Raw genomic sequence first — 25317 nt, 5'->3', positions numbered from 1 at the left:
CCCGAATTTCCGGTAGCCACAGGCCCAGGTGAAGAGCGCCCGGAGTCGAGACGATGCTCGGCCTCCGGGCGCCCTGGGGGCTCAGCGATTCACTTCACATGGAAGGCGAGGTCGTCCACGTCCGTGGTGCTGCCGCCGGGGCATGCGCCCGACAGGGTGGAGGGACGGAGGACCGCCCGGACGGCCTGCGTGGTGCCCGACGGGAGCGTATAGGTCTTCGTCACCCACGCGTACCCGGCGCTGGACAGCGTCGTCGTGCCCAGGCTCACCCAGGTAGGGCTCGAGGCATTCGCCGCGCGGAAGATCTCCAGTTGCTCTCCCGCCGCCGAGGCATACGCGCTGACCTCGACACGCACGCTCTCGCCCACCGCGAGCTCTCGGTCCACCCGCGGCGTGATGACCGGGTTGTCGACCGTGGTGACCCGAACCCGCTCGATGGAGGGATGGGAGAGGTAGTCGCCGGAGGCGCCATCCGCGCAGGTGCCTTGCAGGGTGTTGGGCTGGTTGGCTTCCGGGTGCACCACTCCGCGCCCCTCGTAGAAGCTCCCGGAGTCACAAGCCGTACCCACTGTCGAGCAGTACCCCACCTTCAGCACCGGATCGAACTCCGCGAGCCGGGTGGTGGCGGGCATGCAGGTCAGCCCCGCCGCGGCACGCGCGCACACGTCCGCGTAGCTGTCTCCATTGACGTCGCCCAGCGCGAGCGTCGCGCCGTACTCCTCGCCCGACCAGTTGGCGGCATCTCCGAAGTTCGTGTTGAGGACGTAGCGGTAGTTCCTGAAGGAAGTGCCCGTGAAGAAGGCGCAGACGATTCCCGTCGAGTGCCGGCCGCACACGTCCGCGTAGCCGTCCCCATCCACATCGCCCAGCTTGATGGACTTGTAGCGCGACGGGCTCGTGGCCCACCCCGACGCGTCATCGAAGGCCATCTGCGTCCAGAGGGACGGCGTGCCGAAGCCGCTGCCCGTCGACAACGCGCACAAGATTCCGTCAGGACCCCGGACGCAGAGGTCGGAGAGGTTGTCGTTGTTCACCTTCGCGAGCTGGAAGGTGGTGGCGTACTCCGGCTGCGACCAGGACGACGCGGTGAATGCCGAACTCCACTCCGCCGCCGCCGCGAAGGTCGTCCCGTTGAAGAGGCTGCAGACGATTTTGCCGTTCGCGTCCCTGCCACAGATGTCTCCATATCCGTCCCCATCGACGTCCCCGACGCGAATCGAGCCGTAGCGAGCCTCCGTGGCGTTCCAGCCATTCGCATTCGAGAACGACGTCGAGGGCCAGGCCGAGGTCTGGAAGCCCCCTGTGAGCGCCTTGAAGCAGAGGTAGCCATCGACTGCGCGAATGCAGGCATCCGCCTTGCCATCGTTGTCGATGTCCGCGAGCTGGAAGGTCGTGCTGTACTCTCTCGGCTTGTAGCCCAGGGTGTCCGACACGAGGGAGAGCCACAGCGCCTCCGCCCCCATGGAGCCGTCGGCGTTCGACAGGGCGCAACGGAGGCCCGCGCTGCCTCGACCGCAGACATCGGCCCTGCCATCCCCGTTGATGTCTCCCAGTCGGACGGTGCCGTGGTAACCGATGTCGGTGTTCCACAGGTCCGCGTCGGACAGGTAGGTCGTCGTCCAGTGGGTCGGTGACGGGAAGCTGAGCGTTCCCCGGACGCCCGGAATCGCGTCGAGCGGGACGAAGACATACGGGGTTCCCGACCTGGCCTTCAGCTTGGTGACCAGGGACACCACGAGCCTCGAGGTTCGTGTCAGGTCCGGGCCCGCCAGGTCAGCCACTCCCCCGGACGTGCCAACTCCACGTTCACCTTCCGCGTGCGCGCGGCGGCCAGAAGCAGCGCTTCCGCGTCCGGGACCTCCTGGTAGTCCTCGGAGGCAGCGAGGCCGTAGTGGATGGGCACGAGGAGCTTTGCTCCCAACACCACGGCCGCGGCCACCGCCTGCTCCGGCGTCAGGACGGCATGCACGTCGCTCACGGGCTTGCGCCAGCCGAAGCGCGCCCCGTTGATAGGCAGGAATGCCGCATCGAAGGGGCCGAACTGTCGCCCGATGTGCCACCAGGAGCCATGCCACAGCGTGTCGCCGCAGTGGATGATGCGGCGGCCTCCACCGGAGACGATCCACGAAACCTGGGGATCCCCATAGCCATCCACCGCGGGAACGGCGGTGGCGGTGAAGTCATTGAGCAAGAGGGGCTCGTAGAGCGGGGCGGACCGCACGCGGAATCCCGACGCGGAAGCCGCCGCGGCCATGTCCGGGGCGCACACCAGCGTCCCGCTGTCCCCCAGCGCCTGACGGACGGCCACCCGGTCGAAGTGGTCGGGATGGCGATGCGTCACCAGGACGAAGCGGCCCCCGTCGCGCACGTCCAACGGGACGAGCGGGTCCTTCAGCGCGGCCCCCCACACGGTGGGGTCGCTCAACGGGTCCAGGAAGAGCGTGTCCTGTCCGAGCCGCAGCCGCACTCCGGCCCAGGCCAACCGCTGGGCGCGAAGCGCGGCGCTGTCGACAGGCTTCGTCGCACGGCCCGTCCCAGGGGGGAGCAGGACCGCGCCCGCGGAGAGCGCCACCGCCGCACGCAGGAAGTCCCGACGGCCCGTCCGCGAGGGCCGGGCCCTCTTGCCCCGTCCCTCCGTGTTCGAGGGTTCCATCCGGAATGGGGAGAAGGAAGTCAGGGCGTCCTGGCTCACCGAGCCCCCGGGGAGGCCACGAGGTTGATGCCGAAGAGGCGCACGCCGGTCTCGGTCCGCGGCTGATGACGGCTTGCCGGCGGGAAGAACAGGTATGAGCCCGGCCCCAGGCGCTGCTCCCCCTCGATGAGCTCACCGCTCACCACGAGGACCTCCTCGCCGGTGTCGTGGACGTCCACCCAGGGCCACTGACTCCCGGGAGCCATGTCCACGACCCAGACCCTCACGTCGCGAGGACCTGGCAAGTCCCTCCGAAGGCAGCCGGGGCCGACGACGACCGGTTCAATGTCGTCGATCCGCACGGACGACCATGGGGGTACGGCAAGGCTCTGAATCCTCGGGAAGCTGTCTGACCGGGTCATCCGTCCGTGCTCCTGGCGCTGGGACACCCACGTTAAGGAGATCCGTTCCATGAGCGCAGCGAAACGATTTCGCGATGATGCTGAACCGGGCTCATGTGAAGCTGACCGGCATGCTCGAGCTCCGTCACTTCAAGCTGATTGCCGCGGTCGCCGACACTGGAAGCCTGGCCGCGGCGAGCCGGCAGCTTCACCTCACGTCCTCGGCACTGAGCCATCAACTCCGTGATGCCGAGGAGCGCCTGGGCGTGCAGCTCTTCCAGCGCCGCCAGCGCCGCCTGCTCCTGACCGGCTCAGGCGAGAAGCTGCTCCTCTCCGCACGGCGGGTCCTGAGCGAGGTGGCCCAGGCCGAGGCGGTCTGCCGTGCGCACCCGCAGGACGACCTGCTCCGGCTCAGCACGGGCTGCTACACGGTGTATGGCTGGCTGCCGCCCATCCTGGGGCGGTGGCAGGCCGAGCACCCACGCGTCGAGCTGCGCATCGTCCTGGAGGCCACGCGTCAGCCTCTTGGGGCGCTGCTGAATGGCGAGCTGGATCTCGCCTTGACCACCGACGTCCCGCCGCAGGCCCGTCTGGCACAGACCGCGCTCTTCGAGGACGAGCTCATGCTGGTGGTCCCCGAGGACCACGCGCTGGCGCGGCGGGAACATGTCACGGCGGAGGACCTGGTGAGGGAGCACCTGCTCACCTATGCCGCGCCTCGGGAGCAGCTCGATGTCTTCACGCGCGTGCTCTGGCCCGCGGGCATCGAGCCGCACCGGGTATCCCCCGTCCCCCTCACCGAGGCACTGATCGAGCTGGTGCGTGGCGGTATCGGCGTGACGGCGCTGCCTCAATGGATGCTGCCGGACCAGCGCCATGGACTGCAGACCGTCCGGCTCACCCCTCGGGGAATCAGACGCCGCTGGAGCGCCGTCACCCGCGCATCCCGCCAGCGCCCCGCTCCACTGGCCCACTTCATCCAGTTGCTCCGCGAGCGCTTCTCCCTCCACGGCAAAGCAAGGCCACGGGCTGCCTCACGGCGAGGAGTGCCGCCGCGCATGGGTGTGTGACTCGGCTTTCGGCCCCTCAGAGCGTTTGAGTCCTCTGAGAGGAAAGCCGAGAGTTGGTGCCCACAGTTCGTTCATGTCTCGTGGGCACCGAGATCACTACTACAGCGCGAGCCCGATGTTCTGCCTCACCATCACGACGTTATCGAGCTTCTCCCCAGACCCGCCGCCGCCGTCGCCCAGTTCGGGACTGTCCGTGATGCTGAGGGACGCGATCTTCGACCGGTCGAACAGGGTGCAGCAGGTCGATCCGCCGAACGCGAAGTGGCCAATCTCGTCACCCCGCTGCACCAGGTCACCCGCCTTGACCGTCGCCACGCACGAGGACACCTCCGTCAGCCCCACGAAGACCATGGCGACCTCTCCGATGGCCGGATTCTCGGACTCGATGAAGAGAACCGTCCGGGTGTTGACGTGGCTGAGGAAGGGGAACGACGACGCGTAGTCCTGCTGCGGTGCCGGCTGCGCGAAGAAGAAGCCGGGGACCGTCCGCACCTTCTCGATCCGGCCAGTCACCGGCGAGTGCCACCGGTGGTAGTTGAAGGGCATCAGCACGATCTGCACCGCCAACCCATCGATGAAGGGCCGCAGCAGGGGACTGTCCGCGGGCTCGTTGAGGAGGTCCGTGAGGTAGTACTGCTCGCCCTTGATGTCGAAGGTGGCCTCGCGCTGCACCTGCCTGGAGATCTTCCAGACCTGCCCGTCCACGGGGCTGATGATCGCCTTCCCCGAGGGGTCCGGCGCGAGGGGGCGGCTGGCGTCGAGGTCCTTGAACTTGCGGATGAAGAACTCGTTCCAGGACTTGAAGCCGCCATGCGGCGCGGAGGGGGAATAGACGTAATCGTCCAGGCTCAGGTACTCCCGGGCGTCCGCGCTGAGCCAGTTCCCGTACGAGTCGTTCATGTAGGCGAGGGAGGCGGGCGTCTCCAGCTTTACGAAAGGCGCGCCTCCAACTACTTGGCGATGGTCCTCTTGGCCTCCATCCGCCTCTGGCTCAAATTTGCGAACACGCCCTGGTCGGACGCACTCACGCCCCGAGCGGACGGAGTGGATGGGCAAAGGCGGGAGCGGCCCTCATCTACGAGGACCTGGGCGTGGCCACGGTACTTCCCGCGACCACGCCCTCCCAGACGCGTGTCTGCTTTCGCCCGGAGTTCCTCGGCCCTATCCCGTCCCTCAGTAGAAGGTGATGGTGAACTGCTCCCATTGCCCCACGGCGGCGCCGGCGGCATACACCGAGCCGTCGCCACCGTTATCGGCATACAGGTAGCGGGGGGTGAGGAGATCGTTCGTCGACAGGGCCACGGTGTCTCCGGTGCCGATGGTGAGCAGGCCCGTGCCGGCTATCTTCAAGATGCGGAAGGTTTCATAGTTGCCAGGCGCCGTGGGGGTGGCTGTCACCCCCGAGCCGCCACCGTTCACGGCCATGACATAGTTACCTGAGGCCGTCTGCAGGTGGATGAGGTCGCCGGTCTGCAGTTCGAACCCGTTGCGGTCCACCAGTTGGAACTTCTCCCAGGGACCAACGCCGGCACGATTAGCGTTCACCGCGCCGCCGCCGCCGCCCTCGGCCACCACGTAGTGGCCGCGCAAGGCACGCAGGGAGATGGTTCTCGAGTAGAGACGCGCCACGGTTGCCGCGTCCGTGATGCTCAGCGAATCGCGCTGCCCGATGGCCTGCCCCCCCAGTGGCTCGATGGTGGGTAGCCCATTCCTCGAGAACGCCGTCCTCGGGTAGTGCATGATGGAGCCGTAGTCATAGGCGAGGATGTCGTCACCGTCGGCGATCTGCTGGCTGAAGTTCTGCTCATAGCCCGCGGTGATGTTCTCGGGCCGGATGAGCACGTAGGTATTGCGGTCCTCGCGCGACTGCTCGTGCCACAGACCCAGGGCGTGTCCTATTTCATGGATGATGTTGCCCGTGCTGCACGCGGCCTCCAGCGACACCATCTGCCTGCCACCAATCCGTCCCACGTGGGCACTGCACCCGGTGCCCGTCTGGAAATTGACGTAGTTCGGGTACAGCGCCGCGTTGAGCACGGTGCGTTGCACGAAGCGCAGGTGCGTACGCTGTTGCCAGTGATTGATGGCGTCCGTGATTCGCGCCTGGTTTGGCACAGCCGCGTCGATGGTGTAGGGCACCTCGGAGTTGGGCCAGCGGAAGTTTGCTCCGGTGATGGCAACGCCCTGGGCATGGACCCCCGGGGCGTGGAGACCTCCCCGGGCATTCACCTCGCGCACGCGCGCCTCCATCTCCTCCACCGTGCCGAGAACCATGTCTCCCTCAAGGATGGCCAGGCCATCTACCTCGGCGTACTTCACTGGCACCAGCTTCCCTCTCGCGGCGTTCCAGGCGTAGCCCTCGCGAACCGGGGCGCCAGCAGGCACTCGGGCCATCTCCGGGTCCAAGGCGGGACGCGACTCCAATCCCTCACCGCAGGCGGTGAGCAGCAGGCTGGGGATGAACAGTGCAACCAGCGCGGACTTCAATGTGCTTCGAAGCATGGTGCCTCCTTTCCGGAAGGCATTCCGGGGAGCAGGAGACAACCACACCACTCTGGCATTTGTCGTTTGAAATCAAGGACCGTCATCAATTCGCGACATGCCCCGGAGACTCCGCCGCATGGAGGAGATGCACTGCGTCTGGACTCATGAGCGCCAAGGCGAACGGACACATGTGGATTCCCCGTACATCTTTTAACTCTAGACCTCGGGCTCCAGGCGTAACGGCAGTTCATGACAAGCCCAGGCGCAAGGGCTCCACCAGGAAGCGGGGGAGGCATTTCAGCGCCTTTGGGGCTCCGAGCATCCGGGTCGCCTCCGCGAACGGGCGGGGGGCGGGGGAAGTCCTCCTCGCTTGCCTATGCCGCGCCTGGATGACTGGCACTTCCGGTTGTGCTGGCGTCACCTCCACTCGAAGGTTTGACGCTTGGCCGCGCACCTGGGGCTCACCGGCACTGTTGGCGATGCGCTACCATTCCCATCTCTGCGCATCGATTCGCGGAGACGGGCACAGACATGACATGGACTTGGTGTCGATGGTCCTCCAGGGCTTGTTGGCTGGCAGCCCGAGAACGTTTGCCATCAAAGTGTTGCATGCCTGGCAATGGGTAGCACGGAATGGTGTCGTTCATTCCATGAGGAGGGGGGGCCATTCCGGGCTTCATCCTGCTCCTCGGAGGGAAACACTCGATGCGAAGTCATCCTGGTGTGCTGTGGTCATGGGGACTGGGCGTGGCGCTGGCCTTGTCGCTGGGGGCGTGTGCCGTGGAGTCCCTCGATGAGAAGGTAGGTCCTCCGGAGGATGGGGTGTCGCAAGCGGGTGACGAGGCGTTGACGCGTGAGCGGCCAGAAGCCTCCTTGACGTGGGACCCGTATGCGGACGCGGTGGTGTCGAGCACCACGGCGGCGGTGCTCAACGCGAGCGCGGCATTGGGCGCTCCGGACGGGCAGGCCGCGACCATGCTGAGCGTGCTCAACTCGGCGCTGGCCCTGGACCTGGGCCAGGGAGAGGAAGGCACCGGAGACCTGCGCGTCTACTATCAGGGACTCACGCTGGCACTCGTGGCCCAGGTGGACTTCCTGAAGGCGGATGGGACCTTCATCGGCTCCAGCACGTTGCACCTGAAGGAGCTGGGCCTGGGGACGCATATCGCGGTGGCGACGTACCCGGGGAACGTGCCCTATCGCTACGTGCGCCTGAGAGGCGCGGTGCTCGCGCTCTACCTGGTGGACGCGGTGGAAACGTCGCTACGAGTCTTCTGTGGAGATGGAGTGTTGGGCGGATTCGAAGTCTGTGACGACGGCAATCAGCTCTCGGGAGACGGCTGCAACAGCGTCTGCCAGGTGGAGCCGGGCTACACCTGCACGGGAGAACCGACAGTGTGTACCGACATCGACGAGTGCGCCGCCGGTGCCGACAACTGCAACGAAAACGCCACCTGCACCAACATCGGGGGCTCCTTCACCTGCGCCTGCAATGCGGGGTACGAGGGCGACGGCGTGAGCTGCACCAACATCGACGAGTGCGCCGCAAGCCCCTGCCTGAACGGTGGCACCTGCATCGACGGCGTGGGTAGCTACACTTGCAAGTGCGCGCCCACCTACGAGGGGACCAATTGCCAGGCTTGCTCCGGCACCCTCGCGGACTGCAACGGGAACTCGTCCGACGGCTGCGAGGTGAACCTCCAGAGCGACGCCGATAGTTGCGGCGCCTGCGGCATCGTGTGCTCGACGGGCCAGATCTGCTCGAACGCCACCTGCCAGACCGCCCCCACCGGCCAGGTCCCCGGCACGCCTGTCAGCGCCCCCGCGAACCACAACCCGCTGGCCCCGGCGGTCGCCGATGTGAATGGCGACGGCAAGCTCGACATCCTGGTGGCCAACGCCGAATCCGAGTCGACCCAGACTCCCTCTGGCTCGCTCTCCGTTTTCCTGGGGAATGGCGACGCCAGCGTCCAGTCGGAGGTCAACTACGGGAGCGCCTCGCTCTCCAGCAACGCGGTCGTGGCCGTGGACGTGGACGGCGACGGGTGGCTCGACGCCGTCACCGTCAACGGCCAGACCAACCTGCCCCTCATCAACGGAAACATCAGCGTCTACAAGAACCTGGGCTCGAGCGCGCCCGGGACCTTCGGCGCGCCGACGAGCTTCACCACTGGCACCCCGGGCTCCGTCCACCTCTGCACCGGGGACTTCAATCACGACGGGGTGGCTGACATCGCAACGACCAGCGTGACCCAGAGCCAGGTGAGCGTGCTCTTCGGCACCGGCGCGGGCAGCTTCGGCTCGCCCACGTTCATCGGCATCTCGAACACCGGCGGCGCGCAGTCGACCATCGCCTGCCGTGACCTGAACGGCGATGGGTTCTCCGACCTCGTGGTGACGAGCCCCGCCACCGCACGCCTGTCGGTCCTCATCAACCAGGGCGATGGCTCGTTCGCCGCTCCCGTCGCCTACAGCAACGCCGCAAGCGGCCAGACGGCGGGCATCGCCTTCGGTGACGCCGACGGCGACGGCACGCTCGACATCCTCTCGAACGGCGCGGCCGGCCGGTTTCTCTTCTTCTTCAAGGGGAACGGCAACGGCACCTTCGCGAGCGGCGTTCAGTCCGTCGCCGCGTCCACGACGGCCGCCAACTCGGCGCTGGGTGTCGTGGCCGATGACTTCAACGGCGATGGCAAGCTCGATGCCTATATCCTCGTGACCACGGCCTCGGGCGGCGTCCGCCCGATGACCGGCAATGGCACCGGAAGCTTCGCCTCGGGCACCGTCATCACGACCGGCGCCTCGCCTGGCCTCAACGCCATCGCCACCGCGGACATGGACGCGGATGGGTACGCCGATCTCATCCTGACCAACAGGGGCTCCGGCACCGTGACCGTGGTCCCCAACGGACTCTGAGTCGCACCCCTTTAAACATCTCGCTTGACGTAGTCGACGGCGCCGGCAGCGAGGACGCGTGACGTCGCGACCTGCCGGCGCACCTCGCTCCCTGGCGCGTAGCCTTTCTTCTTCGCTGGCTTCGGACCGCGAGGATGCTTGAGGAGCATCACGGGGACTACACGCCTTGCCATTTCCACCAGCGTCCGGGCCAGCCGCTTCGATGTCTGGCCTTCGTATGGGACCCAGACTTCCTCCGGAAGGGCGGCCTTCATTCCGCCGTAGTACTCGCGCAGTTCGGCCGCGATGTAGAAAGGGGAGATGGGTTTCTCCTCGCACACCGGATGGGCGGTCTGCACCGCCGCCTGCAAAAGGGCCAACACGTCGTAGGCCAGCTGCTGGAGCAGCGAGCGCTCATGGTCATGCGCGTCCTCCCAGGGAAGCACGTCGGCCACCAGGTCCAGGTCCGGGTCACATGGTTCAGCTCAACCCGCCCCCCAGTTGCCCAAAAAGTCGCCCATGGTGAGTCGCACGCCTTGGTTGCGCAAGATGCCGTAGGCGGTGGTCACGTGATAGAAGAAGTGGGGGATCGCGAATGCGATCAGAAACTGGCGGCCACTGGAGTGCATCGAGCCACGGCGGTGCTCGATAACAATCGCTCGTTCGAGGCCGGCTTCGAGGTCGCCTGGCGCGATCTCTCGGAGATAGGCGATCGTCGCATCGAGCCGCTGGTGCAGATCCGCAAAGCTCTTTGCATCGTTCGCGGCCGGCACCCGTGGCGCACCCAGCAACTGCGCGATCGCCAACCTGGCTCCCTCCGCGGCCCAGTGGACTTGAGCGGCGAGCGTGTACAGGTGCAGGTCAGCTGGCGCGCCACTCGCAAGGCCGTGCATGGGCCCTTCCGCAGCGAGTTGCGCGTCCAGCAACGCCGCCTCACCGCTGCCACTGGCAGCGGCATGGTCTTCGGCCTTCGTCAGCTGCGCTTTCAAGTTGGTCAATCCGCGGACGAACAGGCCCGCGGATAGATCATAGGCATTCAAAGACATGGCCCATCCTTCACAGCGTCAGGCGCCAGTGCCAACCGGCGCGTATTGATGAGTTGCGATACTTAACTGCACCTTGTCCCTCGCAGCCAGCGGAGCGTACGTCCAACCGGGCTCACAGGAGTCGTGGGCGCCCCCAGATTCACGGCTCGGATGAACCCGTCGGGGGTCGCGGGTTGAACCTGCATGAGCCGGCTGGAGCTGAGTGAGGAGCAGATGACCGAGCTTCAGAACGCGCTGCGCTCGGGGCTGGGCTACTACCGCGCTCGGCCCCAAGCAGTGCTCAGACTTCTCGGCTCACTCTGGAGCCCGCCCCAATCAGCCGAGGCGTGAATCAGGGCGCTTCGATGTCCGGCGGCACCTGGAGCGCCAGTTCCTGGCAGCTCGCGGGCACCAACCCCTTCTCCATGGCACTCTGGCGATACTGTCTTCGTAGCTTCAGGCTTCGACTTTCCGACTCCCCACCCTTCTGCTGCGGCTCATCAGGCGCCTGTTCGAGCGAGCAACCGTACACCTCACCTTCGACCCGGTGGGGCATGGAGGGCGAGTCGCCCGTCCGCGGCGAAGGTGGCGCGCACGCAGGCAGCGTCTCCTTCAGGCTCCACCGGGTGTACTGCCGCGACACCAATTCCAAGCGAGGCGGGATGTACTCGCTGCGGAACTGATACTCAAAGCGCGTCACGGTGCGCATCATGGGTACGTGACCGCATTTCTGACGGTGCTCGAAGCGCGTCACCATCCGCGTGCGCGGCACGGAGCGGGTCGTCTTCGAGGACGAGTCATACTGACTCTCGTAGTAGGTTTCCGAGACAGTGCGTGGCTCCGTGACGGACTGACATTGAAACTGGCTTTCGAAAACAGTCTTCGTGACAGGAACCATGTGATGCCGCATCTCGGTACGCCCCGGCGTACTTTGAAGCGTTCGGCCAATCTCAACTGAAGACTCCGGCACAATCTCCGTCCGGCACTCTACCGGCTCCCCATCCTGGTCACTCGCCAGCACGATGTGCACGTCGCTGACGTAGTGCCCCCCTGCGGCTTCCGCGCGCTTCATGAAGTCGAGCAGCAGCTGGGTACCATCCTGCCGGGCACCGAAGGCAACCGACAGCTTCCACGGCTTGAAGCCAGAGGCCGCGGCCTCCTCCCTCGTTGTCAGAGTCACTCCGTTCGCCTGGTACCCCTGAGGCTTATGCATGCACCCAACCGCAACGAGAAACACCCACGCATGGCTTGCAACCCGTCTCAAGAGACCACCCCCTCCTATCGACCGCTCGGACTTCATAGCAGAAGACTGTACTGACACGGAGTGGATGCAGCCCCACCCGCCTTCATGCCGTGGGGACCGTCCCGCCATCGATGACGAACTCCGGACTGAACCGCGCGTTCCATCGGCACTTCGGCCAGGCGCCCTCGGCCTTCCGCAGGGCCCAGTGCGCTTCCGTGAAGACGGATCGAGAGGCCTGCTCTCTCAGGACCGACCGCGGAGGCCGGCTTCCCACGCCCACTCGCCAGAGAGCAGTTGAGGAGCGTGAGGGCCATGAGGAATTGGCGTCTGTTCTTTTCGCTTCGGCACGGGGCCTTGCCTGCGTAGAGCGCCATCGAAACGCGTCCGCTGATCCACGGGACGGCTACATCTTCGGCTCCGTGCTCAATGTGCGGTGAATCCGCCATCGACCGGCAGGCAGACGCCGACCACGAAACTCGCGCCCGGACTGCACAGCCACAACACGGCGGCTGCAACCTCGTCAGCCCGACCGAGCCGTCCAATCGACTGCTCCTTCAAGATTCCCTCCATCGCGTCTGCCTGGCCCTTCAGCATGTCCCGCACCATCGGCGTGTCGATGGTACCGGGGCAGACCGCGTTGATGCGGATGCCGCGCGGCGCGTACTCAACGCCCGCACTCTTGGTCATGCCGAGCACGGCGTGCTTGGTGCCATGGTACGCCGCGCGCTGTGGGAGTCCGACCAGGCCGCCCAGCGACGAGTTGTTCACGACCGTGCCAGACCCCTGCTCACGCATGACGCGCAGCTCGTGCTTCATGCTCGCCCAAACACCGAACTGGTTGACCGCCATGACACGATGAAAATTCTCCGCCGGCTCCTCCGCGGCGTCACTCGGGGGGACCTGAATGCCAGCGTTGTTGAACGCCATGTCGAGCCGGCCATACTCCGTCACTGTCCGATCGACCGCGGCGGCGACCTGCGCCTCGTCGGTGACGTCGCAGGCCACACCGATGGCGATACCGCCTTCTTCGACGATTTTCGCGGCTTCCTTCGCAGCGAGCTCCCCATCGCGATCCGCCAGCACCACAGAGGCTCCGCTCTGTGCGAAGGCTCGCGCCGTGGCGAGGCCCATTCCCATCGCCGCGCCGGTCACCAGGGCCACCTGCCCCTTGAAGTCATACGTTGGATTCATGTCTCGTTCTCCAGATTGATGTTGGGATACAGACCGCGAGGCAGGCCCTCGCGAACCTGAGGCCGCACGGCTACCAGGCGTAGGCTTCGGGCGCCTGGCCGCACGGCCCCGGCCAGATTCCATCCAGCCTCGTCATCGTTTCGCTGCCTTCCGGACTCAACATGTGCCCAACGCCCTTGATGCAAAAGGGCCCAGTAATGGATGCCTTGGTAAGCTGAACTTGACAATCAAGGCCGCACGGGCCGAAGCAAGGTCATGGACGACATCCCGTTTACGCAGCTCCAGGCATTCCTGGCGGTCGCCCGTGCCAACAGCTTCATCGGCGCCGCTCGCGAGCTCAGCATCTCGCGCTCGGCCGTGAGTCAGTCCGTGCAGCAGCTCGAGGAGCGCCTGCGGGTGGTACTCGTTCAGCGCACGACGCGGAGCGTCTCTCTTACGGACGCTGGGCGCCGCCTCGTCGACCGTGTCGGCCCCGTTTTCGCCCAGACCGCCGCCGCGCTCGAGGAGGTCTCCGCGAAGCATGGTGAGGTCGTCGGGCGACTCCGGCTCTCAGTGCCGCATGCGGCGGTGTCGCTCATCCTTGAACCCGTGCTGCCAACGTTCCGCGAGAGATGCCCTCGTGTCGAGATCGAGCTCGTTCTCGACGAGCGCTTCGTGGACATCGTCGCAGGCGGTTACGACGCCGGCGTTCGCCTCAGCGAGAGCATTGAGCGTGACATGGTGCAAGTGCGACTCACAGAGCCTTTCCGCTTCGTCGTGGTCGGCTCACCCGGCTACCTGGCCAAGCACGGCCGTCCGCGGCGCCCCGAGGACCTGCTCGAGCATGAGTGCATCACGTTCCGGTCGCCGACAACTGGCGCGCTGTACGCGTGGGAACTGGAGCGGGGTCGCAAGTCCTGGCGCGTTCCGGTGCGCGGCGGCATTGCAACCAACGACGGACTCCTGTGCTCGACGCTTGCGAAGCGAGGGCTCGGCCTCGCGTACTCGCCGGAAGCATGGATCCGCGATGAATTGCGTCGGGGAGAACTCGAGGTCGTGCTCGAAGAATATGCCCCCATGGTGCCGGGGTACTTTCTCTACTACCCAAGCCGCAACCAGCAGTCGGTGCCCCTGCGCCGCTTCGTGGAAACCGCGAAGGAACTGCTGTTGGGGCGGTAACCGCCATGCGCTCAATACAAAGCACGCCGCCTCGACCGCGCCGCCGCGCGTCTGTTCCGTGGCTGCCCGTCAGTCGATCCGCGTCCAGGCCGCGCCGTCGTAGAGGAACAGGTCCTTCGGGCCGACGGCGCACAGGCCGCTCTCGCCAACGCTCAGGGACTGCAAGGTTCGTGGACGACCGCCACGCAGACGGCACGGTTGAGGCCGACGCAGGCGTCGACGAACGAGGCGTCTGAGGTCCAGTGCTCCGGCATGGTGCGGGCGTCAGTACAACGCTTTCGCACACGCCGAAGCGCTCAGGACTGGGCCCGGCTCAGCTCGTGCTCCACGGCCTCGTAGAGGGCGCGGATGTTGGCGCCGCCGAAGCCGCGTGCGTCCTTGCGCTCCACGGCCTCGAAGAAGAGCGTCTGCCTCGGGTGCACCGAGCGCGTGAAGGACTGCAACAGCAGGCCCCACGCGTCCCGGTCCACCAGGATGCCCATCTCACGCAGCGGGCCCAGGTCCAGCGGAATGGGGCCGAGCCGCCCCTCGAGCCGGTCGTAGTAGGCCGCCGGGATGTCCAGGAACTCGATGCCCTGCGTCCGGAGCTGCCGCGCGCTGGCGACGATGTCCGGGGAGAGCATGGCCAGGTGCTGCACGCCCGGTCCGCCGTGGCGCGCGAGGAACTCGCCAATCTGCCCCGGGTTCTCGTGGGAGATGGGCTCCTGCATGGGGAAGCAGATGCGCCCGGAGGGGCTCTGCACCACCTTGGAGTTCATCCCGCTGCCGTGGGTCTTGACGTTCTCCTCGTGCGACTGCCGGAAGCCGAAGGCCTCCGTGTAGAAGCGCACCATGGCGTCCAGCGTGCCCGGGGTCAGGCAGATGGCCACGTGGTCCAGGCCGGAGAACAGCTCCTTCGCCGGAGCATGAGGCGCGTCCACCGCGCGCAGGCCCGGGGGCAGGAAGCCCTCCCAGGGCCCCTCGCGCTCGATGAGCGAGTGCACCACGTCGCCCATGGCCTGCACGGTGGCCTTCAGCACGCGGCGACCGTGGCCGTCCTGGAGGATGGCGGGCTCGCGCACCGGATGGGCGCCGCGCTCGATGACGTGCGCGTAGGTGGCCACCAGGTCCGGGGTGCGCAGCGCGATGTCCCGCACGCCGTCACCGTGACGCTGGACGTACTCGGACGTGGGCGACTCGGGGGTGAGCCCCTGCGTCAGCAGCACCCGGCAGCGGCCCTGCTGCATCAGCACGCAGCGCTGCGCCTCGAGCCCCGTCTCCGGACCGCCTTCCGCGACGCGACGGAAGTTCAGCGCGTCGGTGAAGAAGCGGGTCGACTGGAGGAGATCTCCAACGCACAACTCGATGTACTCAATCTCATCGACGGCCACGTTCTTCATTTCGATCCTGGAACCTGCTCGCCCCGATCCAGGCAGCGAGAGGCGCTGATGCCTCATGTGAACAAAAACGCTGCGCCTGTATCTGTTTGGGCTATTTTTCCAGCACTGTCAAGCATACCTGGATTCACAAGAAGTGCAGGGATGTGTCGCGTCGGGTCAGGCTTTGAAACGCGCGGGATTTCCTCCGCGTTTCAGCGCCTCGGACAGCCACCGGCCATAGACGGTCTGGACGGTCCGCGCGTCGGGCCAGAACCCGCGAGCGGCGTATTTGAACAGGCGGCCCGCGGTGCGGCGGCCACTGCGCATGTAGACCACGCGGAGGCGATGCCGGACGAAGTCGGACCACGAGTGGGGACCCGCGCGCAGGTAGCGTCCGTCCAGGGTGAACTGGCAGATGCTGAGGTCCGTCTGCTCGATGAGCGTGTCCGGCCTGGCCGCGTCCGGGAAGAGCGACGGGATGTACATGAACTGGATGACATGCCTCTCCGGTGAGGTGAGGCGCATGCAGTACATGTCGCTGCCATCCGGCATCCTCCGCAACAGGAGCCCTGGCAGGTCCGGCACGGACGCGTTCCTCGGGGGCGCGGGCACGGGGGATGGCTTGCGGCGCAGCATCCGCGGCACCGGGATGCCCGGCCAGGGATTCACGTACTGCACCCGGGTGATGGAGTAGCCCGACTCCAGCATGCGGTTCAGGGTGCGTTCCATGGCCGGGAACGAGCCGGAGAAGAGGTCGTAGTCCCCGTCGTCCACCGACGTGCTCATCTCCCCGCCGAGCCACCGCGTGACACGTCCGCCCATCATCCAGGTCTGCTCATCCAGCAGGTGGCTGTGGGGCAGCACCGGGAGCTTCAGGACGCGGCGCACGTCCTCGATGAGCGGAGGGGTCTTCACCACCGCCGCGTCCGGGTCGCGCAGGTCGCTCACGCCGAGCAACTCGCAAAGGCTCTGCACCTCCGACTGCGTGAAGTCACGGACCATGGACTGCTCCTGTGGGACGCTGGGGCTGGGACGCGCGGGCTCGCGCCAGGAGCCGTGCGGCCCCTAGGATGCCGGCCGCTGCGCGGGCAAAGGATGGGGAATTCACGTGATGGATGAAGAGCTGCCGCTGGTGGGCTTCACGGAGGACATGAACCTCAACGCCGTCTTCTTCGGCTTCCTGGGGTTGTTCCAGATGGTGTTCCCGGGCCGCCTCCAGGCCTGCTACCTGCTGGGGAGCCACGCGACGAGCGAAGCCGTGGGCGAGAGCGATATCGACCTGACGCTCGTCTTCAAGGGCCGGTTCCAGCCGGGAGAGCGGCGGCGCTACGAGCACTTCCGCCGGCACGTGAGCCCGCTGAGCCCGCTGTCGCTGGACGCGAACGCGGTGGAGGAGGAGCAGCTGCTGGAGGAGGGCGCCGTCAACCTCAAGAAGACGTCGCTGCTGCTCATGGGCGAGGACCTCCGGGAGCGCATCCCGCTGATGCCGCTGGACGCGTGGATCCGCTACTGCATGCACCGGCCCTACGTCTTCATGGAGCGCGCCCGGGCCCGCGCCGAGGGCGAGCCCCTGCGCTTCCCGCTCATCTACCCGGACCCGCGCGGCGAGCTCTACGGCTACGACCACCGCGAGGTGCTGGATGCCCAGGGCCGGTCGCACCGGGGCTTCAAGGAGCTGGTCACCCTGGCCTGCCGGCTGGCGACGGCCGAGGTGGCGGTGAAGGCGGGCGGGTACACGTATTCCAAGCGCGAGGCCATCGAGGCGCACCGCGAGCTCGTCAACGACGCGTGGACGCCCCTGTACGAGCAGATCTACGCGGCCCGCAAGCGCTGGGGCTACCGGGTGCCGGAGGCCGCCGAGGACGTGGCGCACCTGCGGTCGCTCTGCGCGGGCATGTTGGAGGCGGAGAATCATTTCCTGGGGCTCTACAAGGGCTTCCTGCTGGAGGAACTGCGGCGTGGAGCGGTGAAGGACCGGGTGCTGGCGGCCCAGCGGCTGGGGGAGATCGCCTACCCGGGTGATGAAGTGCCCGCGGCGCTGCGGGCCCTCGCGCAGGCCCCGGAAGAGGAGCTGCGCGAGGCGGCGACGGAGTCGCTTCGTCGCCTGGGCCCGTCCGGCACCTGAGCGGACCCACCGGCGGCCTGGAACCGGGCCGCCGGCACTGGGGCCGGGACTACCCGACCCGCTGGAACGAGTCCCCGGATCGGGCCCGCTCCAGCAAGGCCGTGAGGCGCTCGGCCAACGCCTCCACGTGCGGCATGGCGATGAGGGTGAAGTGGTCGCCCGGCACTTCGAGCACCTCCACCCCGCCCCGCACCACCCTGCCCCAGCCCAGGTCCGCCTCCAGGTCCGGAGGCGCCTCGGCGGCCCGCAGCAGCACCAGCGAGCCTCCATAGGACCCGGGCACGAAGGCCCGAGCGGCCCGCCGGTTTCGCGCGAACACGCGCCACAGCCCGCGCAGCTCCTCGCACGCCTCCTCCTCGATGCCCGGCATGACGGGGGCCGGCCCCTCCAGCAGGGAGCGCAGCTCCACCGCGTCCACCTGCTGGAGCACCTCGGCCGCGCGCGGGTGCACGCCCGACAGCTTCGACAGGTGGTCCGCGAACTCGAGCACGCCCTGCCACTCCTCCTCGGCCGGGCCCTCGTCCTGGCTGCTCGCGTCGATGACGACCAGCATCCCCACCTGCTCGCCCAGGGCCTCGAGCTGCCGCGCCATCTCGTACGCGACGCGTCCGCCCAGTGACCAGCCGCCCAGCAGGTACGGCCCTTCCGGCTGCACCTCGCGCACGGACTCCAGGTAGCGGGTGGCCATCTCCTCCACCGTCTCGCCGCCTCCGCTCGCCGGCACCTGCAACCCGTAGAAGGGCTGCTCCGGCGGCAGGCGCCGCGCCAGCTCCAGGTAGCCGAGCACGCTGCCACCCACCGGGTGCACGCAGAAGAAGGGACGGGACTCACCGCCCTTGCGCAGCGTCACCAGCGGCGAGTCCGACGACGTGCCCGCCTCGATGCGCGCCGCCAGTCCTTCCAGCGTCGGCGCCTCGAAGAGGTCGATGACCGCGAGCTGGACGTCGAACAGCGCCCGCACGCGCGCCACCACCTGCGTGGCCAGCAGCGAGTGGCCTCCCAGGTCGAAGAAGTCATCGTGCACGCCCACGCGCGGCACGTTGAGCAGCTCCCGCCAGAGCACCGCCAGCCGTTCCTCCGTCTGCGTGCGCGGGGCGGTATAGGACGTCTCCGTCCGCACGCGCGACGGCGCCGGGAGCGCCTTGCGGTCCACCTTGCCGTTGGACGTCAGCGGCAGCGCTTCCAGCACCACGAAGGCCGACGGCACCATGTAGTCCGGCAGCCGGGCCGCCAGGTGGTCGCGCAGCCCCGCTTCCTCCAGGGTGACGCCCGGCTTCGCCACCGCGTACGCCACCAGCTGCTTTCCGCCGGCCTCGTCGCGCGCCACCACCACGCACTCGCCCACGCCGGCATGTTGCGCCAGCACCGCCTCCACCTCGCCCAGCTCCACGCGGTAGCCGCGAATCTTGAGCTGGTGGTCCACGCGGCCGAGGAACTCGATGCGGCCATCCTCCAGCCACCGCACCCGGTCCCCGGTGCGGTACAGCCTGGCACCGGCCACGCCGCTGAAGCCGTCCGGCAGGAAGCGCTCCGCCGTCAGGTCCGGCCGGCCCAGGTAGCCGCGGCCCACGCTCTCGCCGCCGACGAACAGCTCGCCCGGCACGCCCGGGGGCACCGGCTGGCCATACCCGTCCAGCACGTACACCCGCACGTTGCCCAGGGGCTTGCCCAGCGGCACCGTCTGCGCCCCGGGCACGCGCACGCCGCGCTCCACCTTCTGCGCGAGCACGCCCACCGTCGTCTCCGTGGGGCCGTAGTGGTTGAACACCTCGCACTCCGGCGCGAGCGCGTGCACCCGCTCCACCAGGGCCCACTCCGACTTGTCGCCGCCCAGCACCAGCCGCTTGCGAGGCAGCAGCGCCTGGGCGGCCTCGTCCGCCAGCAGCGCCTCCAGGTGCGTCGGGACGATCTTCAAGCCCTCCACCTGGTGCTCGCGCCCGTACGCCGTCATCAGCGCCGAGTCAGAGACGGTCCGCCGGTCCACCAGGTGCACCGCCCCGCCCGCGCAGAGCGTGGGGAAGAGCGCGGTGTGCCCCAGGTCCGCCGCCAGCGTGGACACCGACGCGAAGCTCATCTCCCGCGGCAGGTCCAGCCTCCGGCTCACGCCCGCCACGTAGCAGGCGAGCTGGCCGTGCTCGATGCACACGCCCTTGGGCTGCCCCGTGCTTCCCGACGTGTAGATGACGTAGGCCACGTTGCCCGGCACCGCGCCGCTGTCCGGCGCCTCCTCCGGCTGGGACTCCAGCAGCCCGTCCCCGGCGTCCAGGCTGACCAGGAACTCACCCTGCGACGGCAGCTCGTTGGCCAGCGCCTCCTCGGTGACGATGACCTGCACCCGCGCGTCGTTGAGGACGTGCCGCACGCGCTCGCTCATGTGCGCGTGCGCCGGGTCCAGGGCCACGTAGGCGCCGCCGGCCTTGAGGATGCCCAGCAGGCCCACCAGCGCGTGCGCCCGCCGCTCCACGAACAGGCCCACCCGCGTCTCCGGCCCCACGCCCAGCGCCTTCAGCCAGTGCGCCAACTGGTTGGCCTTGCGCTCCAGTTCCGCGTAGGTGAGCCGCTCGTCGCCAGCCACCACCGCCAGCGCGTCCGGCACGCGCGCCGCCTGCTCGGAGATGAGCTCGTGGATGCACCGCCGCGCGTACGGCGCCGCGGTGTCGTTCCAATCCACCAGCACGCGCTTGCGCTCCTCCTCGGACAGAAGGGGGAGCTGGGACAGCCGCAGGGCGCCGCCCTTCTGGGCCACCACGCCCTCCAGCAGCCGCTGGAAGCGCCGCGCCAGGAGCGCGATGGTGGGCTCGTCGAAGAGGTCCATGCTGTACATCCAGGTGATGACCAGCCCGTCGGGCCGGGGGTTCACCAGCACCGTCAGGTCCAGCTTCGCGGTGGCCGGGTCGCCACCCTCCGCGCTCACCTTGAGCCCGGGCAGCTCCAGCGCCGACACGGGCATGTTCTGGAGCACGAACTTCACCTGGAACAGCGGCGCGTGCGCCGTGGTGCGGTCCGGGTTGATGGCGCGCACCACCTCCTCGAAGGGAAGGTCCTGGTGCGCGTACGCGTCCATCGACACCTGCTTCGCCTGCGCCAGCAGTTCAGTGAAGGTCGGGTCGCCCTCCATCCGCAGGCGCAGCACGAGCTGGTTGATGAAGAAGCCGATGAGCGACTCCGTCTCCGCGTGGTTGCGGTTGGCCACGTCCGTGCCCACCACCAGGTCGGTCTGCCCGCTGTAGCGGTGCAGCAGGGACTGGAAGCCCGCCATCAGGACCATGAAGAGGGTGGCGCCCTCGCGCTGGCCCAGCGCCTCCAGGTTGCCGGCGAGGCGCGCGTCCATCATCGACACGTGCGTCCCGCCCCGGTAGCTGCGCGCCGCGGGCCGCGGACGGTCCGCCGGAAGCTCCAGCGAGGAGGGCGCGCCCTCCAGCTGCTTCCGCCAGTAGCCGAGCTGCGTCTCCAGGGTTTCTTCCCGCAGCCACTGCCGCTGCCACGCCGCGTAGTCCGCGTACTGCAGCGTCAGCTCCGGCAGGGGTGAGGGCTGGCCGTCGCGGTAGGCCCCGTAGAGCGACACCACCTCGCGCACCAGCACGCCCATGGACCAGCCGTCCGAGACGATGTGGTGCATCGTCAGGAGCAGCAGGTGCGACTGCTCGCTCAGCCACAGCAGCGTGGCGCGCACCAGCGGGCCGCGCGCCAGGTCGAACGGCCGGCGCGCCTCCTCCTCCTGGAGCCGCTGCGCCTGCGCGTCGCGCTGCGCTTCCGGAAGCTCGCGCAGGTCCATCCGGGACAGCGGCGGCATCGCCTGGGGCCACACCACCTGGGCCGGACCGTCCTCGCCGTCGTGGAACGTGGTGCGCAGGGATTCATGGCGGCGCACCACCTCCTGGAAGGCGCGATCCAGCGCGTCGGCGTTCAGCGCGCCCTCGACCCGGACCGCGATGGGGATGTTGTAGAAGGGCATCCCCGGCTCCAGCTGATCCAGGAACCAGAGCCGCTGCTGCGCGAAGGACATGGGCATGCGCTCCCGCCGCGGCATGGGCCGCAGGGGGAAGGCGTCGGCCCCGCTCGCGTGTCCGGCGAGGGCGTCCACGCGCGCGGCCTGCTCGGCCAGGGTGCGGGCCTCGAAGACGACGCGCAGGGGCAGCTCCACCTGGAAGCCGTTGCGGATGCGCGACAGCAGCTGGGTGGCCACCAGCGAGTGTCCGCCCAGGTCGAAGAAGCTGTCGTGCACGCTGACGCGCTCCACGCCGAGCAGCTCGCTCCAGATGGCGGCGAGCCGCCGCTCCGTGTCGGTGGACGGCCCGACGAAGTCCTCCTCGGCGCGCAGCGTCTCCGGCACCGGCAGCGCCTGCTTGTCCACCTTGCCGCTGGAGCTCAGCGGCAGCGTGGGCAGCGCGACGAACGCGGAGGGGACCATGTACTCGGGCAGCCGCGCCTGGAGGAAGCTCCGCAGCTCGGCCGCGGTGAGCGAGTCCTCCCCGACGTGGTAGGCCACCATCCGCATCAGGCCCGGCGAGTCCTCGCGCACCAGCACCACTGCTTCGCGCACCCCGGGGTGCGCGAGCAGCACGGCCTCCACTTCGCCCAGCTCCACGCGGTAGCCGCGCAACTTCACCTGGTTGTCGAGCCGTCCCAGGAACTCGATGGAGCCCTCGGGCAGCCAGCGCACCAGGTCACCGGTGCGGTACAGCCGGGCGCCGGGGGCACCGCGGAACGGATCCGGCACGAAGCGGTCCGCGGTCAGCTCGGGACGGCCCAGGTAGCCGCGGCCCACGCCCGCGCCGCCGATGTACAGCTCGCCGGGCAGCCCCGTGGGGACGGGCTCCAGGTGCGCATCCAGCACGTACACCTGGGCGTTGGTGATGGGCTCGCCGATGGTGGGCCGGGCCGCGTCCACGTCCGCGCTGAAGGTGGCGCAGATGGTGGTCTCCGTGGGGCCGTAGGCGTTGAGGAACCGCCGGCCGGGCTTCCAGCGCGCCACCACTTCCGGCGTGCAGGCCTCGCCCGCCGCGACCACCACCTTCAGGGCCGGCAGCTCGTCGGGCGACAACTGGGCCAGCACCGACGGGGTGAGCGTCACGGTGGTGATGGCCTGCTCGGCGAGCAGCGTCTTCAGGGACGTGCCGGGCATCAGGTCATCCCGGCGCGCCAGCGACAGCCGGGCGCCGGACACCAGCGTCGGGAAGATCTCCCAGACGGACGCGTCGAAGCCGGAGGAGAAGAACTGCAGCACCCGCTTCCCGGGGCCCAGCTCCAGGGCCTCGATGCAGGCCAGGGTGGTGTTGGTCAGCCCGCGGTGCTCCAACAGCACGCCCTTGGGGGTGCCCGTGGAGCCGGAGGTGAAGATGACATAGGCGAGATGGCTGTCCTTGGCGCCTCCCTCCAGGTCATGGTCCGGGTAGCGCTCCACGCGATCCCAATCCAGGTCCAGGCACAGGGTGTGGGCGGCACGGTGGCTGAGCTGATCCGCCAGCGACTCCTGCGTCAGCAGCAGCGGCGTGCGGGCCTCGTCGGCGATGAGCTCGAGCCGGTCCTCGGGCAGGGCGGGATCCAGCGGGACGTAGGCGGCGCCGGACTTGAGGATGCCGAGCACGCCCACCAGCAGCTCCAGCGAGCGGTCGACGTAGAGGCCCACGAGGACGTCGGGCAGCACGCCGCGCGCGCGCAGGTAGTGCGCGAGCTGGTTCGCGCGGCCGTTGAGCTCCGCGTAGGTGAGTTCCTGGCCGTCGAAGGTGACGGCGATGGCGTCCGGGGTGCGGCGCACCTGGGCCTCGAAGAGGCGGTGGACGGGCTCGGCCGCGACGGGACGGGCGGTGTCGTTCCACGCGCGCAGCAGCTGATGCCGCTCGGCCGGAGCGAGCATCGGCAGCGTGGCCAGGGGCCGCGTGGGCGACTCCACCAGCGCCTCGACGAGCGCCCGCAGGTGGCTGCTCATGCGAGCGATGGTGGCCGGTTCGAACAGGTCGGTGGCGTAAGAGAGGGCGCCGGAGAAGCCGTCGGGCGAGTCGACGAGCGACAGCGTCAGGTCGAACTGGGTGGTGGAGTCCTCCAGCGCCAGCGGCCGCAGGGTGAGGCCTGGCAGGACGTGGGCCAGGGACTCCTCGGGGTTGAGGACGAACCACGCCTGGAACAGCGGATTGCGGCTGAGGTCGCGCTCGGGACGCAGCTCGTCCACGAGCCGCTCGAAGGGCACGTCCTGGTGGGCGTGGGCGCCGAGCGTCACCTCGCGCACGCGGGCGAGCAGCTCCTGGAACGTGAGCGGGCCCGGCATGCGGGTGCGCAGCACCAGGGTGTTGATGAAGAAGCCGATGACGCCCTCCAGCTCCAGCTGGCCACGGCCGGCGCCGGGCGAGCCCACGCTGATGTCGTCCTGGCCCGAGTAGCGGTACAGCAGGGCCTGGAAGGCGGCGAGCATCACCATGAAGGGCGTGGCGCCCTCGCGCTGACCGAGTGCCTTGAGCCGTTCCACCAGCTCACGCGGCAGCGACACCGGGTGGCTGGCGCCACGAGAGGACTGCGCGGCCGGACGGGGCTTGTCCGTGGGCAGCTCCAGGGCGGGCGGAGCGCCGTCGAGCTGGGCCCTCCACCACGCGAGCTGCGACTCCAGGGCCTCGCCCTGGAGCCACGCGCGCTGCCACACCGCGTAGTCGGCGTACTGCATGGACAGCGGAGGCAGCGGGGCCTCGTGGCCCCGGCGATGGGCGTCGTACAGCGCGGTGAGGTCGCGGACGAGGACCTGCGTGGACCAGCCGTCGAAGACGATGTGGTGCACGGTGAGCACCAGCACGTGGGTGTGCTCACCCAGCCGCAGCAGGAGGGTGCGCAGCAGCGGGCTCCGGCCCAGGTCGAAGGGCCGCTGGGCCTCCTGCGTGGCCTGACGCAGGGCCTCGGCCTCGCGCTCGGCGTCGGGGATGGAGCGCAGGTCGACGAGCTCCAGGACCGGCTCCACCTCCGAGGCGATGACCTGCCAGACCTGTCCGGACTCTCCCCGGAAGGAGGTGCGCAGGGACTCGTGGCGCTGCTGCAGCGCGTGGAGCGCGTGCCGCAGGGCGGCCACGTCGAGCGCCCCTTCCAGCTGGAAGACGGCCGGGATGTTGTAGCGCGAGCCGCCCGGAGCGAGCTGCTCCAGGAACCACAGCCGCTGCTGGGCGAAGGACAGGGGCAGCGGGCCCGAGCGATCCGCGCGGACCAGCGGTGGCGCCTGCGTCGTCGGAGCCATCGCGCTGCGCTGGAGGAGCGAGGCCAGCTCCGCCACCGTGGGCGCATCGAAGAGGGCCTTGAGGGGCAACTCCACCTTCAGCGCCTCGCGGATGCGAGAGATGGCACGGGTGGCGAGGAGTGAGTGCCCGCCCAGCTCGAAGAAGCTGTCGTGCACGCCCACGCGCTCCGCGCCCAGCACCTGCGTCCACACGTCCGCCAGCGACTTCTCCGCGTCCGTGCGTGGCGCCACGTACTCGCGCGCCCGTTCCAGCAGCGCGCCGTCCGGCTCCGGCAGGGCCTTGCGATCCACCTTGCCGTTCGACGTCAGCGGCAGCGCCTCCAGCGTCACGAACGCCGAGGGCACCATGTACTCGGGCAGTCGGGAACCGAGCGCCTGGCGCAGGGGGCTCACGTCGAGGGGCTCGGGACCATGACCGACGACGTAGGCGACGAGGCGCTTGTCACCCGCGCCCTGGCCCTTGGCCACCACCACTGCTTCCTTCACCGCCGGGTGCGCTCGCAGCGCTCCCTCCACTTCGCT

The 25317-nt window shown here is 68.5% G+C and carries 16 protein-coding genes; 4 read left to right on the top strand and 12 right to left on the bottom strand.

What is annotated here, in order from left to right; genetic code table 11:
- Window positions 1-89 precede the first annotated feature (89 nt).
- The 3 genes from GTZ93_RS16155 to GTZ93_RS16145 are packed head-to-tail and all read right to left on the bottom strand — an operon-like array spanning window position 90 to window position 3054.
- Window positions 90-1733, bottom strand: a complete 1644-nt coding sequence (locus tag GTZ93_RS16155; protein WP_161662865.1) for an FG-GAP repeat domain-containing protein — start codon at window positions 1731-1733, stop codon at window positions 90-92.
- A 20-nt stretch (window positions 1734-1753) separates the two neighbouring features.
- Complete coding sequence (locus GTZ93_RS16150) at window positions 1754-2653, bottom strand: MBL fold metallo-hydrolase (RefSeq protein ID WP_139915315.1); 900 nt, start codon at window positions 2651-2653, stop codon at window positions 1754-1756.
- A gap of 35 nt (window positions 2654-2688) precedes the next feature.
- Window positions 2689-3054, bottom strand: a complete 366-nt coding sequence (locus tag GTZ93_RS16145) for a cupin domain-containing protein (protein ID WP_120578114.1) — start codon at window positions 3052-3054, stop codon at window positions 2689-2691.
- 110 nt (window positions 3055-3164) lie between these two features.
- Between GTZ93_RS16145 and GTZ93_RS16140 the strand changes: the two genes are divergently transcribed.
- Window positions 3165-4103, top strand: coding sequence for a LysR substrate-binding domain-containing protein (locus tag GTZ93_RS16140; protein ID WP_257978937.1), 939 nt, complete (start codon window positions 3165-3167; stop codon window positions 4101-4103).
- Between the two features lie 99 nt (window positions 4104-4202).
- On the opposite strand, the gene GTZ93_RS16135 is transcribed toward GTZ93_RS16140, so the two are convergent.
- The gene (locus tag GTZ93_RS16135) at window positions 4203-5003 is read right to left on the bottom strand and encodes a phosphatidylserine decarboxylase (protein ID WP_139915318.1); all 801 of its coding nucleotides are present in this window, start codon (window positions 5001-5003) and stop codon (window positions 4203-4205) included.
- 273 nt (window positions 5004-5276) lie between these two features.
- Window positions 5277-6605, bottom strand: a complete 1329-nt coding sequence (locus GTZ93_RS16130; protein ID WP_180945990.1) for a M12 family metallopeptidase — start codon at window positions 6603-6605, stop codon at window positions 5277-5279.
- Window positions 6606-7292: 687 nt separating this feature from the next.
- Between GTZ93_RS16130 and GTZ93_RS16125 the strand changes: the two genes are divergently transcribed.
- Window positions 7293-9503 carry an FG-GAP-like repeat-containing protein gene (locus GTZ93_RS16125; protein ID WP_139915319.1) on the top strand — a complete coding sequence of 737 codons (2211 nt, stop codon included), beginning with the start codon at window positions 7293-7295 and terminating at the stop codon, window positions 9501-9503.
- Between the two features lie 11 nt (window positions 9504-9514).
- Here the strand turns inward: GTZ93_RS16125 and GTZ93_RS16120 are convergent, their stop codons facing one another.
- The 4 genes from GTZ93_RS16120 to GTZ93_RS16105 form a co-directional block, all read right to left on the bottom strand.
- Complete coding sequence (locus GTZ93_RS16120) at window positions 9515-9937, bottom strand: hypothetical protein (RefSeq protein WP_139915320.1); 423 nt, start codon at window positions 9935-9937, stop codon at window positions 9515-9517.
- A gap of 30 nt (window positions 9938-9967) precedes the next feature.
- Window positions 9968-10528 (bottom strand): DUF1993 family protein, encoded by a 561-nt coding sequence (locus tag GTZ93_RS16115; protein WP_120578120.1) that lies wholly within the window; start codon window positions 10526-10528, stop codon window positions 9968-9970.
- A gap of 331 nt (window positions 10529-10859) precedes the next feature.
- Window positions 10860-11687 carry a hypothetical protein gene (locus GTZ93_RS16110; RefSeq protein WP_139915321.1) on the bottom strand — a complete coding sequence of 276 codons (828 nt, stop codon included), beginning with the start codon at window positions 11685-11687 and terminating at the stop codon, window positions 10860-10862.
- Between the two features lie 486 nt (window positions 11688-12173).
- A complete protein-coding gene (locus tag GTZ93_RS16105) occupies window positions 12174-12941 on the bottom strand; it encodes a glucose 1-dehydrogenase (RefSeq protein ID WP_121758970.1) in 768 nt (255 codons plus the stop codon).
- A gap of 255 nt (window positions 12942-13196) precedes the next feature.
- Here GTZ93_RS16105 and GTZ93_RS16100 point away from each other — a divergent pair, with 255 nt between their 5' ends.
- Window positions 13197-14099, top strand: coding sequence for a LysR family transcriptional regulator (locus GTZ93_RS16100; protein ID WP_139915322.1), 903 nt, complete (start codon window positions 13197-13199; stop codon window positions 14097-14099).
- A 296-nt stretch (window positions 14100-14395) separates the two neighbouring features.
- On the opposite strand, the gene hppD is transcribed toward GTZ93_RS16100, so the two are convergent.
- Together hppD and GTZ93_RS16090 are read right to left on the bottom strand one after the other, a co-directional pair.
- Window positions 14396-15478: a 4-hydroxyphenylpyruvate dioxygenase gene (gene hppD / locus GTZ93_RS16095; RefSeq protein WP_161662864.1), complete on the bottom strand. Its 1083-nt coding sequence runs from the start codon at window positions 15476-15478 to the stop codon at window positions 14396-14398.
- 156 nt (window positions 15479-15634) lie between these two features.
- The gene (locus GTZ93_RS16090) at window positions 15635-16459 is read right to left on the bottom strand and encodes a hypothetical protein (RefSeq protein WP_139915324.1); all 825 of its coding nucleotides are present in this window, start codon (window positions 16457-16459) and stop codon (window positions 15635-15637) included.
- A gap of 109 nt (window positions 16460-16568) precedes the next feature.
- On the opposite strand from GTZ93_RS16090, the gene GTZ93_RS16085 reads away from it, so the two are divergent.
- The gene (locus GTZ93_RS16085; protein ID WP_139915325.1) at window positions 16569-17582 is read left to right on the top strand and encodes a nucleotidyltransferase domain-containing protein; all 1014 of its coding nucleotides are present in this window, start codon (window positions 16569-16571) and stop codon (window positions 17580-17582) included.
- Window positions 17583-17631: 49 nt separating this feature from the next.
- Here the strand turns inward: GTZ93_RS16085 and GTZ93_RS16080 are convergent, their stop codons facing one another.
- Entirely contained in the window at window positions 17632-25311 is a 7680-nt protein-coding gene (locus GTZ93_RS16080) for a non-ribosomal peptide synthetase (protein WP_315967330.1), read from the bottom strand.
- Window positions 25312-25317 lie beyond the last annotated feature (6 nt).

It is taken from the genome of Corallococcus exiguus, assembly GCF_009909105.1.
GTDB lineage: Bacteria > Myxococcota > Myxococcia > Myxococcales > Myxococcaceae > Corallococcus > Corallococcus exiguus.
Note: the sequence above shows the minus strand (reverse complement) of the source record. Positions and strands in the feature narration are given on the sequence as shown.

What these genes read in the sequence shown, in the direction of transcription:
- GTZ93_RS16150 (WP_139915315.1), bottom strand. Translation starts at nt 2,653, where the DNA reads ATGGAACCCTCGAACACGGAGGGACGGGGCAAGAGGGCCCGGCCCTCG.
- GTZ93_RS16145 (WP_120578114.1), bottom strand. Translation starts at nt 3,054, where the DNA reads ATGACCCGGTCAGACAGCTTCCCGAGGATTCAGAGCCTTGCCGTACCC.
- GTZ93_RS16140 (WP_257978937.1), top strand. Translation starts at nt 3,165, where the DNA reads ATGCTCGAGCTCCGTCACTTCAAGCTGATTGCCGCGGTCGCCGACACT.
- GTZ93_RS16135 (WP_139915318.1), bottom strand. Translation starts at nt 5,003, where the DNA reads ATGAACGACTCGTACGGGAACTGGCTCAGCGCGGACGCCCGGGAGTAC.
- GTZ93_RS16130 (WP_180945990.1), bottom strand. Translation starts at nt 6,605, where the DNA reads ATGCTTCGAAGCACATTGAAGTCCGCGCTGGTTGCACTGTTCATCCCC.
- GTZ93_RS16125 (WP_139915319.1), top strand. Translation starts at nt 7,293, where the DNA reads ATGCGAAGTCATCCTGGTGTGCTGTGGTCATGGGGACTGGGCGTGGCG.
- GTZ93_RS16115 (WP_120578120.1), bottom strand. Translation starts at nt 10,528, where the DNA reads ATGTCTTTGAATGCCTATGATCTATCCGCGGGCCTGTTCGTCCGCGGA.
- GTZ93_RS16105 (WP_121758970.1), bottom strand. Translation starts at nt 12,941, where the DNA reads ATGAATCCAACGTATGACTTCAAGGGGCAGGTGGCCCTGGTGACCGGC.
- GTZ93_RS16100 (WP_139915322.1), top strand. Translation starts at nt 13,197, where the DNA reads ATGGACGACATCCCGTTTACGCAGCTCCAGGCATTCCTGGCGGTCGCC.
- hppD (WP_161662864.1), bottom strand. Translation starts at nt 15,478, where the DNA reads ATGAAGAACGTGGCCGTCGATGAGATTGAGTACATCGAGTTGTGCGTT.
- GTZ93_RS16090 (WP_139915324.1), bottom strand. Translation starts at nt 16,459, where the DNA reads ATGGTCCGTGACTTCACGCAGTCGGAGGTGCAGAGCCTTTGCGAGTTG.
- GTZ93_RS16085 (WP_139915325.1), top strand. Translation starts at nt 16,569, where the DNA reads ATGGATGAAGAGCTGCCGCTGGTGGGCTTCACGGAGGACATGAACCTC.